The 15,315-nt window shown below is 57.5% G+C and carries 11 protein-coding genes and 1 pseudogene; 8 read left to right on the forward strand and 4 right to left on the reverse strand.

From position 1 onward, the window contains the following. Nucleotides 1-70: 70 nt before the first annotated feature. Entirely contained in the window at nt 71-1,255 is a 1,185-nt protein-coding gene (locus AC1RKH_RS24570; protein WP_493063504.1) for an OprD family porin, read from the reverse strand. A gap of 690 nt (nt 1,256-1,945) precedes the next feature. Here AC1RKH_RS24570 and AC1RKH_RS24575 point away from each other — a divergent pair. From AC1RKH_RS24575 to AC1RKH_RS24605, 7 genes and pseudogenes are all read left to right on the forward strand, one after another. Beyond that, the gene (locus AC1RKH_RS24575) at nt 1,946-2,203 is read left to right on the forward strand and encodes an Os1348 family RiPP precursor (RefSeq protein WP_493063401.1); all 258 of its coding nucleotides are present in this window, start codon (nt 1,946-1,948) and stop codon (nt 2,201-2,203) included. Nucleotides 2,204-2,316: 113 nt separating this feature from the next. Then, nucleotides 2,317-2,793 (forward strand): GNAT family N-acetyltransferase, encoded by a 477-nt coding sequence (locus AC1RKH_RS24580; RefSeq protein ID WP_493063402.1) that lies wholly within the window; start codon nt 2,317-2,319, stop codon nt 2,791-2,793. A gap of 14 nt (nt 2,794-2,807) precedes the next feature. Beyond that, nucleotides 2,808-3,968 (forward strand): aKG-HExxH-type peptide beta-hydroxylase, encoded by a 1,161-nt coding sequence (locus AC1RKH_RS24585; RefSeq protein WP_493063403.1) that lies wholly within the window; start codon nt 2,808-2,810, stop codon nt 3,966-3,968. Nucleotides 3,969-3,984: 16 nt separating this feature from the next. Then, the gene (locus AC1RKH_RS24590; RefSeq protein WP_493063404.1) at nt 3,985-5,958 is read left to right on the forward strand and encodes a multinuclear nonheme iron-dependent oxidase; all 1,974 of its coding nucleotides are present in this window, start codon (nt 3,985-3,987) and stop codon (nt 5,956-5,958) included. Between the two features lie 599 nt (nt 5,959-6,557). Beyond that, nucleotides 6,558-7,580, forward strand: coding sequence for an IS110 family RNA-guided transposase (locus tag AC1RKH_RS24595; protein ID WP_493063405.1), 1,023 nt, complete (start codon nt 6,558-6,560; stop codon nt 7,578-7,580). Between the two features lie 288 nt (nt 7,581-7,868). Next, nucleotides 7,869-8,243, forward strand: coding sequence for a DUF6124 family protein (locus AC1RKH_RS24600; protein ID WP_493063406.1), 375 nt, complete (start codon nt 7,869-7,871; stop codon nt 8,241-8,243). Between the two features lie 116 nt (nt 8,244-8,359). Beyond that, nucleotides 8,360-8,425: pseudogene (locus tag AC1RKH_RS24605) on the forward strand (DUF6124 family protein); the annotation flags it as partial. 77 nt (nt 8,426-8,502) lie between these two features. On the opposite strand, the gene adeC reads toward AC1RKH_RS24605, so the two are convergent. The 3 genes from adeC to emhA are packed head-to-tail and all read right to left on the reverse strand — an operon-like array spanning nt 8,503 to nt 14,288. After that, nucleotides 8,503-9,963 (reverse strand): AdeC/AdeK/OprM family multidrug efflux complex outer membrane factor, encoded by a 1,461-nt coding sequence (gene adeC, locus AC1RKH_RS24610; protein WP_493063407.1) that lies wholly within the window; start codon nt 9,961-9,963, stop codon nt 8,503-8,505. After that, nucleotides 9,960-13,127 (reverse strand): efflux RND transporter permease subunit EmhB, encoded by a 3,168-nt coding sequence (gene emhB / locus AC1RKH_RS24615; protein ID WP_493063408.1) that lies wholly within the window; start codon nt 13,125-13,127, stop codon nt 9,960-9,962. The genes adeC and emhB overlap by 4 nt, the downstream gene beginning before the upstream one ends. Before the next feature lie 3 nt (nt 13,128-13,130). Continuing rightward, entirely contained in the window at nt 13,131-14,288 is a 1,158-nt protein-coding gene (emhA, locus tag AC1RKH_RS24620) for an efflux RND transporter periplasmic adaptor subunit EmhA (protein ID WP_123428213.1), read from the reverse strand. A 265-nt stretch (nt 14,289-14,553) separates the two neighbouring features. On the opposite strand from emhA, the gene emhR reads away from it, so the two are divergent. After that, nucleotides 14,554-15,192 (forward strand): efflux system transcriptional repressor EmhR, encoded by a 639-nt coding sequence (emhR, locus tag AC1RKH_RS24625; protein WP_493063409.1) that lies wholly within the window; start codon nt 14,554-14,556, stop codon nt 15,190-15,192. Nucleotides 15,193-15,315: the final 123 nt, after the last annotated feature.

Below are 15,315 nucleotides of genomic sequence, written 5' to 3' on the forward strand. Positions count from 1 at the left end.
CTCCTATGGAAGTCTCCATAGGAGCATAACGGTGCTGAACGGTTCATGTACTCGCGGTATTTTTATCGAATCAGAGCAGGTTGATCGGATAGCTGACGATCAGGCGGTTTTCGTCGAATTCGTTGTTGCTGTAATCCCGACGCATGGTCGAGTTGCGCCACCGGACGTTGAGGTTTTTCAGGCTGCCGCTTTGCACGGTGTAGCCGACTTCGGTCTCGCGGCCCCATTCCTTGCCGTTGGTGACGGTCCCGGTGTGTACGTTGTCACCGCTGATGTAGCGGTTCATCAGGGTCAGGCCGGGAATGCCGGCGGCGGCGAAGTTGTAGTCGTGGCGCAATTGCCAGGATTTCTCCTGGGCGTTGTCGTAGCTCGAGTTGTAACTATCGTTGGCCAGCGTCCCGCCGCTGGTGCCGTTGACCCGCATCCAGGCGTTGTCGCCGGTGAGTTTCTGCAAGCCGACATAGAAGGTGTTGCCACCATATTTGGCCGAGAACAGCCCGGACCAGGTTTTGTTATCGAGGTCGCCGGCCCGTGCGCTGCCATCTTCCTTGCCATAGAAGAAGCCCAGGTTGGCACCGAGGGTCCAGTCACCCAACGGCTGGGAGTGGACCAGATTGATAAATTGCTGACTGTAGATGTCCTTGAGTTGGGCGTTCCATACCCCGATTTGTGTGCGTTTGTCGTTGAAGCTGTATTCGGCGCCCTGGAAGTTGAAGCGGTCGGACGTGACGGCGGGTTTGCCGGTCATCGACATGTCGCTCATGCTGCTGTCGTCACGCGGGCTGTTGCCGCGCATCTGACCACCGTAGAGCGTCAGGCCGTCGATTTCCTTCGAGGTGATCTGCCCACCGCGAAAGGTTTGCGGCAACGAACGCCCATCGTCCGAACGCAGGATCGGCAACACCGGCATCCACTCACCGACTTTCAACTCGGTCCGGGACAGCTTCGCCTTGAAGGCCACACCCAGACGCCCGAAGTCATCGGCCGGGCGCCCATCGTGGTCCAGCGGCAGTAACTGCGTGCCCCCGGTGCCGCGTCCGCCATCGAGTTTCAACGAGTACAGGCCCAATACGTCCATACCGAAACCGACGGTGCCCTGAGTGAACCCGGATTTGGCATCGAGGATGAAGCTTTGCGTCCATTCTGCCGCCGTGTGTTGCGCATGGGTCGGGTTTGTAAAGTTGCGGTTGAAGTAGAAGTTGCGCAGGTTCAGGTTGGCGCTGGCGTCTTCGAGAAAACCCGACTCCTGAGCCATGACGGGCAGAGTCGCGGTCAGCAGGCTCGGCAGAATAAGGGCGGTTGTCAGAGTGAATGGCTTCATGTGCTCGGTTTCTCTAATTGTTAGGGATGCAGCAGGGCGCAGCCGCAACCTTGGGGTTGCAGTCAAAAAAAAGAATTCGCGAAGGGCGTGGTCGGCGTAATTAGCCGGAGCGGGCGGGGTGCGCAATCATGGTGTCGAACCTGTTGTTTTTGGTTTTTGTAGGTGCGAGGGAATGGTGCAGGGGATCGACGAGGGGATTCAATCAGATGAACGGGGTTTTGGGCGATTAACGAACACTAATCGACACCGGCCCGGTCGCATGGCGGTATGAAATATTGTTAATTAAATCCCATAGTTGTCCGGGTCAATAATGGGTGTTCGGCGTTGTGTTCTATTAATGGCGCTGGTGTTCTTTGGCTGCTGTTAAATAGAAGTGCTTATTACTTTGGTTGTAAGCGGTTTCCTACAGTTATTACTGTCATTAAACGACTGTCGATAATCGCCAGTTAGCCTTAAGAAACGGTGTTATCGATTATCGTGAAACGGTTTAAAGGGAGCCATGGGTATGGCTGGAAAAGAGCAGAGGCCTTGCTATATTCAAAGTCCTCAGGGCGGGCAAGGAAAAGTCTCATGCGTCGTCAGGAGGTACGTTTTCGTCATGCGGAAATAACAAGGAGAAGTACCATGAGCAATAAAGTCAATCAGCAGACCCTGGCCACGGTTGTTGGACGTGCCGTGCTGGATCCGGGGTTTGCCGATGCACTTCACAATGATCCTGCCACGGCAGCTAAAAATATCGGTGTGCATCTAAGTGCTGATGAAATTGCGGCGGTTAAAGGCATTGACGCTGCAAAACTGACGGCCGCCTCTGCCGGTATCCGAAGCAATTTGGGTATACGTGCGGTGTTTGATGTACAGCAACAGCAAGCGCGCATGGATTAAAGGCCGGTGATGTCATTTGGCGTGCCCCGAAAGGTGGGTCTTTCACGGTGGTACGCCGAATGGCTTTATGAAATGTCATGAAGCAAAGCGGTCGAGCGCGGAGTGAATGACTGATGTCTGTCACCTTGGCTCCAATGGATAACGCGGACTTTGTCAGGTTCGCCGAAAGAGCCGTTGCCGAATATGGCGACGGTATGCTCGTCGCGGGTGAATGGGCCCGGGAGGAAGCGGTGCAAAAGGCCCGAAGTGTATTCGAGCAATTATTGCCGCAAGGGCGACTGACTGAAAAAAACCAGCTCTGGGTGATCAAGGATCAAGAGCGTCGCATTGGCGAGTTGTGGGTCGCCGAGCGACGCACCGGTGCCGGCAAGAGTGCCTTCATTCTGGATATTTACATTGACCCCGGAGAGCGCCGCCAGGGTTATGCAAAGCAATCACTGTTGGCCCTCGAGTCCTGGGCACGTCAGGCGGGATGCGAAGAAGTGCGACTGCATGTCTTTGGTCGCAACGCTGCGGCGCGTCGTCTTTATGAACAATCAGGGTATGGCATCGCCAGTCTGACGATGGCGAAGCCGTTGCCGCCTACCTAAGGGAAGGTTGAAAAATGGAAATCGGGAACAGTGGTCTGCGTGAGCTATCCGATGACGAGTTGTTTCAGGGCACGACATTCCTGCCGGACACGGAGCTTTCACGATTTGAAGTATTGCTGGAGCGTGTCAGTCGAAATCGCTACACAAGCTTTGTTGCGCTGTACACCGAACTGTTTCAACTGTTTCCCGATGCTCCGCAGGTGGCGGAGTTTTTCGAGCAGGCGTTTAATCTTATCGTGCCGCCGACCCGCGAGCAGCGCGTGATTATTAATGATCCGGTGTTTCAAGTGTGGAGTGTGTTGACCACTCATTATGCCAACTTGGTCATCACGAAAAAGGCGGCGAATACCGATGCGTTAGAGCAACTGTTGATCGAGTTCCCACTGATGTTGGCGCGAGTGAAAAAAACCGACAGTGTTCACATGAATGATTATTGCCCTCCCGTGTATCGGTTTGATGTTGATCCGTTGGTGACGAGAGTGGCGCCGCCTAGTTATGAATTTCCGGAAGATGAAGCCACCCGTAAACAATTGGAGCGTCATGGTCATTCCGTACATTTTTTTTGCGATGTGGTGAATATTGCCTTGTTGCGGATAGAACACACGTGGCCCGCCTGCCGCGAACAGTTTAGAAAACTGGTCAAGTCCATTTGCTATTTGCCTGATGGTTTATTTCGAAGCTGTTCGGCTTCGCGCTTCACCGGGATCATTCTCGTATCAAGCCGGGATGATTCGATACTCGATCTGGAAGAGTCGCTGGTGCATGAGGCCACTCATCAGTTGCTCTACAACATTGTCGAAGTGTGCCCGGTCGTCAAGGATGAGACCTCGCGGGAGGCGTTGTTCACCTTGCCGTGGTCGGGGCAGAAGCGTGACCTCTATGGCTATTTCCATGCGTTTTTCGTGTATGTCGCGCTGGTCAAATACCTGGGACGGGTTCGCTCGCGCTCGCCTCATGAGCTGCAACGGGCGCAAAAACGGCTGGTGTTCATTCTGCAAGGCTTGATCAAGGCGTTGCCCGATTTCGACGCCAGCACGGATTTCACACCTCAAGGGCGCCAACTGCTGGGAAACCTGATCAAAGAAGTCAGAGCGCTGGAAAGTCAATACGCCGGGCTATTGGCGATATCGGGGGCTGCGGCGGGGGCTAATCGCATGCTGGGCCTGACCGGTTGACGCCTGGGAGGCAAACATGGCGATGTTTGATGCTTCGCAATTTCCCGAGGCCGGCGTCGGGCTGGAATACCATTTGCCACGGCACACGCTGCAGGATGAGTTATCGGAGGAGGGGCTCGACCCGACCGTCGAACGGATTCTCGCTGAGGGTTTGCCATACTTCGATTACCTCGAGTTTCAACCGACGCACTGCATTCTGGAACCGCGTCTGCTTGAGCTCGGTGCGCAAGTACCGAGCTTGCTGCATTCTTCCAGTTTGTCCCTGGGCAGCGTGGGCATCGCGATGGACCGCGAGTTTCTGCAAATGACTCGGCGGCTGTGCGAGAAAACCCGCTCGCCCTGGCTGGCCGAGCATATTTCCTGGTCACGGTTTCACGGTGGTGACACTCAGCACTTCATTTTACCGACCCTGGCCCAAGAGGTGGCTGACACGGTGGTGGCCAACGCCATTGAATTGCGTGACCTCACGGCAACGCTGCTGGTTCTGGAAAACGCGCCGCGGTTGTTTTCGTTGCGCGATGCACAAGAACAATCTGAAGGAGCGTTTATCTCCAGGGTGGTGGAGCGCAGTGGCTCGGGCTTTCTGCTGGACCTCGACAGCGCGATCGCGACCGCCAGATCCCTGGGTTACGACCTGAACAACTACTTGCGTTCGCTGCCGCTGGACCGGCTGATTGAAATACATACCGGCCATCCGCGGCGGGATTGGGACATCTTGCGTCACTTGTTTGATTCATCACCGGTGAAAGCGATCACCTTGGAGTGGGACATTTCTCACAAAGCTGAGGACGGAGCGCTGTTGTCGTTGATCAATGCGATCAAGTCCCTGCAGCCCAAAACCTTGTTCTGGAAGGGCTGTGACCGGCAGGAGCGGCAAACGCAACCCGAGCAGGGGGCACAAACCCTGTTGAAACTCAGGGAAAACACTTGGCTCAGCGTCGGCTCGGCGTCGTTTTTTATCCGCGATCGGCAGTGCAACCTGGATCTGGAGTTTGGCGTAGCGTTTCTGCCGTTGCTGCGCCATTTTCTGACGCCTCAGACGCTGGGTAGTGCCTTGTTGCTGCCGGGTGTTTTGCAGAGTCCCGAGCAGGACGACAATCTGGCGTTCCTGCGGGAACTGATCAGCCTGGGTGTCTTGCAGCCGGTCGAGACGCCATCTGGTACTGACACTTCCGTTGAGCGTAGCCACCCGGCCAGCCTTTGGGCCCATTGGGACGCGGCGCTGGAGTTTTACCTGAGTACCCGGACCGGGTCGCACACGCCCTACATCAGCGTCAGCGATCTGGAAACGCAGCTTGAGCAAAAGGCTTCGGCGCGACGTCAGCCGTCGGCGTTCAAGGATTATTTGTCCCATCCGTTCATTGCCCTGGAAAACCCGCTGCTGGTGCCTTCCTGCGCGATCGCTCAACCGGCGTTGCTCGATTCGCTGTGCGATCGCCGCACATCGCGAACCTTCAGTGATCAACCGTTGAGCGCGCAGCATCTGTCCCTGTTGCTCTACTACTCCTGGGGTGCGACGGTCATGGAACAGAACCGCATGGGGGATTATTTCCTGAAGAAAACCTCACCGGCCGGCGGTTCGCTGCAGGGCACCGAGGTGTATGCGGTGCTGATGAATGTGCAAGGTTTCGAACGCGGTCTTTACCACTATTCGGTACGCCGTCATGGGCTTGAGCTGCTGTCACGGGAAGACCCGCGAGTCTGGATCAGCGAAGCCTGTGGCGAACAGCCGTGGATCAAGGGTGCAGCGGCGGTGTTTGTATCCACAGCGCGGGTCGAGCGGATGTCCTGGAAGTACGAGTTCAGCCGGGCACTGCGGGTGGCGCTGATGGATGCCGGGCATCTGAGTCAGACCTTTTCACTGGTGGCCACCGCCCTGGGCCTGGGCTGTTTCACCACCGCGGCATTACGCGATGAACTGTTCGAAAACCGGCTGGGACTCCACTATCTGGAAGAACCGGTGTTTCTGGTCAATGGGGTTGGAGGTTGAGGCGTTCTGTCAGTTGAAATGGGCCCCATAAAAAACGGTGATAAAGGCTAATACCAGTCAGTTAAGCCGTAACGCGACCCGTAGCAGCTGTCGAGCCTGCGAGGCTGCGTTCGAGGACGCAGTCCTCGCAAATCCTGTATACGCGGTACGTCTGAAAAAACGTGTTGCCTGATTTTACGACCGCTTCGCGGCCGAACGCAGCCTCGCGGGCTCGGCAGCTGCTACGGGTGTTTAAGCTTGCCTACGCAGTGCCCATCAGAGGCTACAGCGCCTTGCGTCACGGCCTACACCTGCGCCAGAATCCGCCGGCTTGTGCGCTTTGGTCGTCGCCTCTATTGTTTCCGTGTCACTGCTCATCAGTGATCGGGTTTAGTAGCCCGCGTTAACTTTCCAACGGCTGCATGAGCGTCATCCAGTCAGGGCTTCCCTGCACTTGATGGTAGCTGTGCGCATGGCGCCCTCGGGCGCGCCGGTTTTGGTGGGTTACCCGGTCTACTAACTTGCGCACAGCTGCCACCCTAATGAGATGGTCAGCCCAGTACGGGAACCCCGATAAATCTAAACTTACCGGGGTTCTCACTTACTTGCGGAGACCTCTCATGGACACCTTGGACTTGCTCGGCCTGGATATTGGAAAAAGTACCTTTCATCTCATAGGGCACGACGCCAAAGGCAAGGAAGTATTGCGCAAGAAATTCAATCGCAGCCGCTTGCTTGAGTTTGCCGCAAGGTTGAAGCCCTGCACCATAGCGATGGAGTCTTGTGGCGGTTCACACTGGCTTGCCAGGAAGCTCTTGTCCTTCGGTCATCAAGTGAAATTGATCGCGCCGCAGCATGTAAAACCTTACGTCACCGGCAACAAAAACGACTACATCGACGCTGAGGCCATCTGCGAAGCCGCATCCCGTCCTAAAACGCGTTACGTCGCCATCAAAACCGTGGAACAGCAAGTGCTATCGACCCAGCACCGTCTACGGGAGGCGCTGGTAGGCCACCGGACTCAAACGATAAATCGCATTCACGGGTTCTTACTTGAGTTCGGGATCGCACTACCTGCAACAAAAGCGGCTATGAATCAGGTTCACCAAATTCTGGACGACCCTACCGCAGAGTTACCGCAACAGCTGAAGTCCTTTATTGAACATCTACTGGAAGAGATGAAACGGCTCAACGACGAGATTAAGGCGATTGACCGAAGTATCAAAGAGCAAGTGGACACTGATGATGCGGGAACACGCCTGATGAGCATCCCCGGCATCGGCCCTATCATCGCTAGCGCGCTGCTGGCCGACGTCGGCGACGCTTCCAATTTTCGCCCATCGCGAGACTTCGCCGCTTCGCTGGGACTGGTGCCGAGGCAGTATTCAACAGGCGATCAAACCGTCCTTTTGAACATCAGTAAACGAGGTGATAAATACCTTCGAAAGCTTATGATTCAAGGCTCGCGTGCAGTTCTGGTGCACATAGATAAACGTACCGATGCTTTAGGGACTTGGTGCAGAGGCCTACTGATACGAAAGCACCCGAACAAAGTCGCCTGCGCCTTGGCCAATAAATTGGCAAGGATCGTATGGGCTGTTTTAGCTCGCGGAGTTAGCTACAACCCACAATCCATGGCTTGATCGAAATTCACTACCGGCTTTTGCGACGACAAGATGATGACGATAAACAGCTCAACTCCTGCATGAAAACCTGGTAAACGAGACAGCTCTCGAAGCTGGCACCCTTTTTAAGGACAGGCAGGAGCGACTACTCATCAAGGGCCAGACGGCAAAACTGCCGACCATGAGCCCGGATACATTAGCGCAAGCATGCTTTACCGCTCATCGCTCGTGGTTGTAGGAGATGGGCTGACCATACATTTCGTTTAGTAGCGCAATGGTTGCAGCCCTACTTACGGATGACCCCCAATGTTCAAACCTACGCCAAATCCTCCAGAAACCGACACTGTTTCCCCCTACGCCTCTCTCGATTCAAAAGAGCTACACGCCGCCGCGCACCGCGCGCTCGACCATTACCTGGTGCTGCCCGAGACCAAGCAATTGTTAGCCGACCGACGCCCCGGCTGCATTTTCGTGATCGCCCCCGACGTCGACAGCGAAACCCTGCTGGCCCACGCCTGCGAGACCCTCGCCTCGGCCAATGTCATGGCCAGCGATCTGGCGTTCGACCTCGAAGGCCCCAAGCGCAATACCGCGCTGGCGATTCAACAGATGATTTCTCTGGCCGAACTGGCGGTGAATCGAGCGCTGGATCACCTCGATCCACCGGACTCACCGCAGTAGCACGCCAAAACGCTGATCGTTCCCACGCTCCCGCGTGGGAATGCAGCCCGTGACGCTCCGCGTCACTGGACGCGGAGCGTCCCTAGAGGCATTCCCACGCAGAGCATGGGAACGATCAACGAAATACCGCGCTGGCGATTCAGCAGATGATTTCTCTGGCCGAATTGGCGGTGAATCGGGCGCAGGCTCCTACGCGGGACACAACTCAAAAAAAAGCCCACCAAATGGTGGGCTTCGTTTTTGCTTCAGAACATTGCTATCAGAACATCTTCAGCTTCGGTGCTTCTTCTTTCACCGGTTCGTTCTTCGCGGTTTGCGCGTTCCAGCCACCACCCAGTGCCTTGTACAGGTTCACTTCGCTGACCAGTTGTGACAGGCGGTCGGTGATCAACGATTGCTGTGCGCTGAACAACTGACGCTGGGCGTCGAGGAAGGTCAGGTTGCTGTCGACACCGATGCGGTAGCGACGCTCGGCCAGGCGGTAGTAGTTCTGGTTGGCGGCAACCAGATCACGCTGGGCCTGCAACTGTTCGTTGAAGGTCAGGCGTGCGGCGAGGCCGTCAGAGACTTCCTGGAAGGCGGTCTGGATCGACTTCTCGTACTGCGCGATCGTGATGTCTTTCTGGATTTTCGAGTAATCCAGGCTGGCGCTCAGGCTACCGGCATTGAAGATCGGCAGGTTGATTTGCGGCTGGAACAGCCACGTCCCCGAACCACCCTTGAACAGACCGGAGAGGTCTGGGCTGAGGGTGCCGGCATTGGCGGTCAGGCTGATGCTCGGGAAGAACGCTGCCCGTGCCGCGCCGATGTTGGCGTTGGCGGCCTTGAGCTTGTGTTCGGCTTCAAGAATGTCCGGGCGACGTTGCAGCAGGTCGGACGGCAGACCGGCTGGCACTTCGCTGAGCAGATCATCGGACAACGGCTGGCTCGCTGCCAGGTTGGCCGGTATGCCGGTGCCCAACAGCAGCGCCAGGCTGTTTTCATCCTGGGCAACCAGGCGAGTGAATTTCGCCTGTTGTACCCGGGCAGTCTCCACGGCCGTACGCGACTGGCTCAGGTCCAGCGCCGAAGCCACGCCGACTTCGTTGCTACGGCTGGTGAGCCGGTAGCTTTCTTCGAAGGTGGCGAGGGTGTCCTGGGACAGTTTCAGCTGTTCCTTGTCGGCCTGCCAGGTCAGATAAGCGTTGGCCACGCTGGCCACCAGGCTGATCTGGGTGCTGCGGCGTGCCTCTTCAGTGGCGAAGTAGTTTTGCAGCGCTTGTTCGTTCAGGCTGCGAACGCGACCGAACAGGTCGAGTTCATAGGCGCTGACGCCCACGGTAGCCGAGTAGCTGGCGCTGATGGCCTCTTTACCGGTCTGCGAGGCTCGCGCCGGAATCCGCTGACGGCTGCCGGTGCCGGTCGCCGAGACGGCCGGGAACAGGTCGGCGCGCGAGATGCGGTATTGAGCCGCAAAGGCGTCGATGTTCAGCGCCGCGACACGCAGGTCGCGGTTGTTTTCCAGAGCGGTCTGGATCAGCTGTTGCAGCGCCGGGTCATGGAAAAACTGCTTCCAGCCTTGTTCGGCGGCTGCCTGGTTCGCGGCCTGGGCCGGCGAGTACGCCGGACCTTGTGGGTATTGCGCCGCAATCGGTGCCGCGGGCTGCTGATAATCTGGTATCAGCGAGCAGCCACCGAGCACGAACGCGGCGACGGCTAGGGAGAGTAGCGACTTGCTCATTGGCCAGCCTCTTTAGGAGTTTCTATAGCGCCGTCATCCTGATCCGCAGTTTTGCGTTGACCCATCGACGACACGGTGACAAAGAACAGTGGGACCCAGAAGATCGCCAGAACCGTGGCCGTCAGCATACCGCCGATGACCCCGGTACCGATCGCATGCTGGCTACCCGAACCTGCGCCGGTGGAGATGGCCAGAGGTACCACGCCGAGGACGAAGGCCAACGAGGTCATAATGATCGGTCGCAGACGCATCCGACACGCTTCGATGGCGGCGTCCGCCAGGCTGCGCCCTTGTTCATGCAGTTCCTTGGCAAACTCGACAATCAGAATGGCGTTTTTCGCCGCCAGACCGATGGTCGTCAACAGACCTACCTGGAAGTACACGTCGTTGGACAGGCCGCGCAGGCTGGTAGCGAGCAGGGCACCGATGATCCCCAGCGGTACAACCAACATCACCGCAATCGGAATCGACCAGCTTTCGTACAGCGCCGCCAGACAGAGGAAGACCATCAGCAACGACAAGGCGTACAGCGCAGGTGCTTGCGAGCCGGACAGACGTTCCTCGTATGACAGACCGGTCCAGGAAATACCGACACCGGCCGGCAGTTTCTGGGCCAGGGCTTCGACTTCGGCCATCGCCTCACCGGTACTGTAACCAGGCGCCGGAGCACCGAGGATTTCCATCGCCTCTACGCCGTTGTAACGCGCCAGCTTCGGCGAGCCGTAGATCCACTCGCCCCTGGCGAACGCGGAGAACGGAACCATGGTGCCCTGGCTGTTGCGTACGTACCATTTCTTCAGATCTTCAGGGCTCATGCGAGCACCTGGCTGGCCTTGTACGTAAACCTTTTTCACTCGACCACGGTCGATGAAGTCGTTGACGTAGCTACTGCCCAGCGCAATCGACAGGGTGTTGTTGATATCGCTCATCGTGACGCCCAGGGCGCTGGCTTTTTCGTCATCGATTTCCAGTTGGTATTGCGGCTCGTCGTTCAGGCCGTTCGGACGCACCTGCGACAGCACCTTGCTCTGCGCCGCCATGCCGAGGAACTGGTTGCGGGCAGCCATCAACTTGTCGTGACCGATGCCGGCGCGGTCCTGCAGGAACACGTCGAAGCCGGTAGCGTTACCCAGTTCCAGTACCGCAGGTGGCGCGAAGGCGAACACCATGGCGTCACGGAAGGTGAAGAAGTGTTGTTGGGCGCGGGCAGCGACCTTGAACACGCTGTTGTCGGCGTTACGTTCGTCCCATGGTCTGAGCATGATGAACGCCATGCCCGAACTCTGGCCACGACCGGCGAAGTTGAAGCCGGTCACGGTAAACACCGAGTTCACCGCATCGCCTTCACCGCCATCCTTGCCAGGACGCAGCAGGAATTCTCGCATCTCGTCCACGACCACTTGGGTACGCTGGGAGGTGGAGCCGGCCGGGGTCTGGACCTGGGCAAACAGTACGCCCTGGTCTTCTTCCGGGAGGAACGCTGTCGGGATCCGCGCGAACAGCCAGATCATGCCGACCACGATGACCAGGTAGGCCAGCAGGAACGGGGCCTTGTGCTTGAGCATGTTGCCGACACCGCGCTCGTAGCTTCTGACGCTACGGTCGAAGTTGCGGTTGAACCAGCCGAAGAAGCCGCGTTTCGGAACGCCGTGCTCGCCTTTCGGAATCGCCTTGAGCATGGTGGCGCAAAGCGCCGGGGTGAAGATCAAGGCCACCATGACCGACAACGCCATGGCCGACACGATGGTGATCGAGAACTGCTTGTAGATCACCCCGGTCGAACCGCTGAAGAACGCCATCGGCAGCAGTACCGCCGACAGAACCAGGGCGATACCGACCAGTGCACCCTGGATCTGGCCCATGGATTTCTTGGTGGCTTCCTTGGGTGACAGTCCTTCTTCGCTCATTACCCGTTCGACGTTTTCCACCACGACGATGGCATCGTCCACCAGCAAGCCGATGGCGAGCACCATGCCGAACATGGTCAAGGTGTTGATGCTGAAACCGAACGCCGCGAGGATCCCGAACGTACCCAGCAGAACCACCGGTACGGTCATGGTCGTGATGACCGTGGCACGGAAGTTTTGCAGGAACAGGAACATCACCAGGAACACCAGCACGATCGCTTCGACCAGGGTTTCAACCACACCCTTGATCGACTCGGTTACCACTGGCGTGGTGTCGTACGGGAACACCACTTCCATCCCTTCCGGGAAGAACGGCTTGAGGTCGTTGATGGTCTTGCGCAGGGCTTTGGCGGTGTCGAGGGCGTTGGCACCGTTGGCCAGTTTCACCGCAAGACCGGAAGCCGGGCTGCCGTTGAACTGGGCGCTGATGCTGTAGTTCTCGCCACCGAGGCCGACATCGGCGACGTCAGACAGGCGAACCTGTGAGCCGTCCTTGTTGACCCGAAGCAGGATTTCCTTGAACTGCTCGGCCGTCTGCAAGCGGGTCTTGCCGATGATCGTGGCGTTCAGTTGCTGACCGGGCAGGGCTGGCAGGCCGCCGAGCTGGCCGGAGGAGACCTGGACGTTCTGCGCGGCGATGGCGGTTTTGACATCGACCGGGGTCAGGTTGAAGTTGTTCAACTTGGCCGGGTCGAGCCAGATACGCATGGCGTACTGGGCTCCGAACACCTGGAAGTCACCGACACCCGCAGTCCGCGAGATCGGGTCCTGCATGTTCGAAACGATGTAGTTGGACAGGTCGTCCTTGGTCATGCTGCCGTCGCGCGAGACCACGCCGATGACCATCAGGAAGTTTTTCACGGACTTGGTCACGCGGATACCCTGTTGCTGCACTTCTTGTGGCAGCAGCGGGGTGGCCAGGTTCAGTTTGTTCTGGACCTGGACCTGCGCGGTGTCGGAGCTGGTGCCCTGCTCGAAGGTCGCGGTAATGGTCATGCTGCCGTCGGAGTTACTTTCCGAGGACACATAACGCAGGTTATCGATACCGTTGAGCTGCTGCTCGATCACCTGCACCACGGTGTCCTGCACGGTCTGTGCAGAAGCGCCCGGGTAGGTGACGGAAATGGCGATCGCCGGCGGGGCGATGCTCGGGTACTGGTTGATCGGCAATTTGAGGATCGATAGAGCCCCGACCAACATGATCACCAGGGCAATTACCCAGGCGAAAATCGGACGGTCGATAAAAAATTTCGACATGATTTACTCCCCTTTGCCGCCTGCTACTTTGTTTGTTGCCTGCGCAGGGGCCGGGTCTTTCGTGGCTACGTTAGTGGCGTCGCTGACTTTGACGACAACGCCCGGTTTGACGAACTGCAGACCTTCGGTGATCAAGCGATCGCCGGCCTTGAGGCCGTCTTCAACCAGCCATTGGCTGCCAACGGTGCGGCTGGCCTTGAGCTGGCGCAGTTCGACCTTGTTGTCCGCACCGACCACCAGAGCGGTTGGCGTGCCTTTTAGGTCGCGAGTCACGCCTTGTTGCGGAGCAAGAATCGCCGCCGCGTTCACACCGGCTTGCAGCTGTGCATGAACGAACATGCCCGGCAGCAGGGTGTGGTCAGGGTTCGGGAACACCGCGCGCAAGGTCACGGAACCGGTGGTCTGGTCGACCGACACTTCAGAGAACTCAAGCTTGCCCTGTTGCTTGTACTGGCTGCCGTCTTCGAGAGTCAGCTTGACCATGGCGGCATTCTCGCCAGCCTTTTGCAGACGACCGCTTTCCAGTTCGCGGCGCAGTTCCAGCAGCTCGACCGAGGACTGGGTAACGTCGACGTAGATCGGGTCCAGTTGCTGGATCACGGCCATGGCGTCGGCCTGACCATTGTTGACCAGCGCACCTTCGGTGACCGAAGAGCGGCCGATGCGACCGGAAATCGGCGCGTAAACCTTGGTGTAGCGCACATTGATCTGCGCGCTTTTCAGGGCCGCTTCCGATTGCAACCGGTTGGCCACGGCCGTGTCGTATTCCTGACGGCTTACGGCTTGCTCGTTGACCAGTTGTTTGTAGCGATCGGAAATCGACTTGGTCGATTGCAGATTGGCTTGCGCACTGTTCAGCGTGGCTTCATAGACCGAAGGATCGATCTGATAAAGCTGTTGGCCTTCCTTCACTTCGCCGCCTTCTTTGAACAGGCGCTTGAGAATGATGCCATTGACCTGAGGGCGAACTTCCGCGATGCGGTAGGCCGTGGTGCGGCCCGGCAGTTCGGATGTCAGGGTAAAGGCTTGAGGTTGAAGGGTTACGACGCCGACCTGAGGGGCTGGAGCGGCGGGGGCCGCCTCTTCCTTTTTACATCCGCTGAGCAGCGATGCCAGGGCGACGGCAGTAACCAGAGCGGTAACAGCTGGCTTGAATTGCATGAAGATCCTCGGGTCAGGCGCGCTAAATGCGCACAAGAAAGGTGGAAAGGTAAAAAAACTGTGCCGGGTGGATAAGTAGCTTGCTAAGGAATATACTTACGTTCATGGTTGTTTGTAAATAGCCTTGCTCAGTACCCACCCGGTTACAAAAGTCGATGCAAGGCATGAATTGTAGGCCGGGGACGAGACCCAGAGAGCTCGCCCCACATTTGTTCAGACGGTGCACAGACATCGCTGAAGCATTCCTGATTGAGGTTTTACTGGCATGGTCCGTCGCACTAAAGAGGAAGCTCAAGAAACCCGAAGCCAGATACTCGAAGCGGCAGAGAAAGCCTTTTACGAACGGGGCGTGGCGCGCACGACGCTGGCGGATATCGCCACCCTGGCCGGCGTTACGCGTGGGGCCATCTACTGGCATTTCAGCAACAAGGCGGATCTGGTTCAGGCCATGCTCGACAGCTTGCATGAGCCGCTGGATGAGATGGCCAGGGCGAGCGAAAGTGAAGACGAAGCGGATCCGCTGGGATGCATGCGCAAACTGCTGATTCATTTGTTTCATCAAGTTGCCCTGGACCCGAAGACTCGACGCATCAATGAGATTCTGTTTCATAAGTGCGAATTCACCGATGAAATGTGTGATCTGCGCCAGCAGCGCCGTGCGGTCAGCCTGGATTGCAATGTGCGTATCGAACTGGCGTTGCGTAATGCGATGAAACGGGGCCAGCTCCCGGACACGCTTGACGCGGCCCGCGCGGCGATCAGCGTTCATGCCTATATCGACGGTATTCTGTACCAATGGCTGTTGGCGCCTGACAGCTTCCAGCTGCACGCTGAAGCCGCGCGTTGGGTCGATACCGGGCTGGACATGCTGCGCTTTAGCCCAAGCCTTCGACAAAATGCGTAATTGAGTCCGGTTGTGTCAACACATAAGGCGAGCGAAGATCTTGTCTTCGTTCGCCTTGTTACGATGGAGTGCTTTTATATACGCACGCTCGCCAAGTTGATAGATAGCGAGCTACGTATTTTG

This window comes from Pseudomonas sp. GW822-FHT06B12 (genome assembly GCF_058799675.1).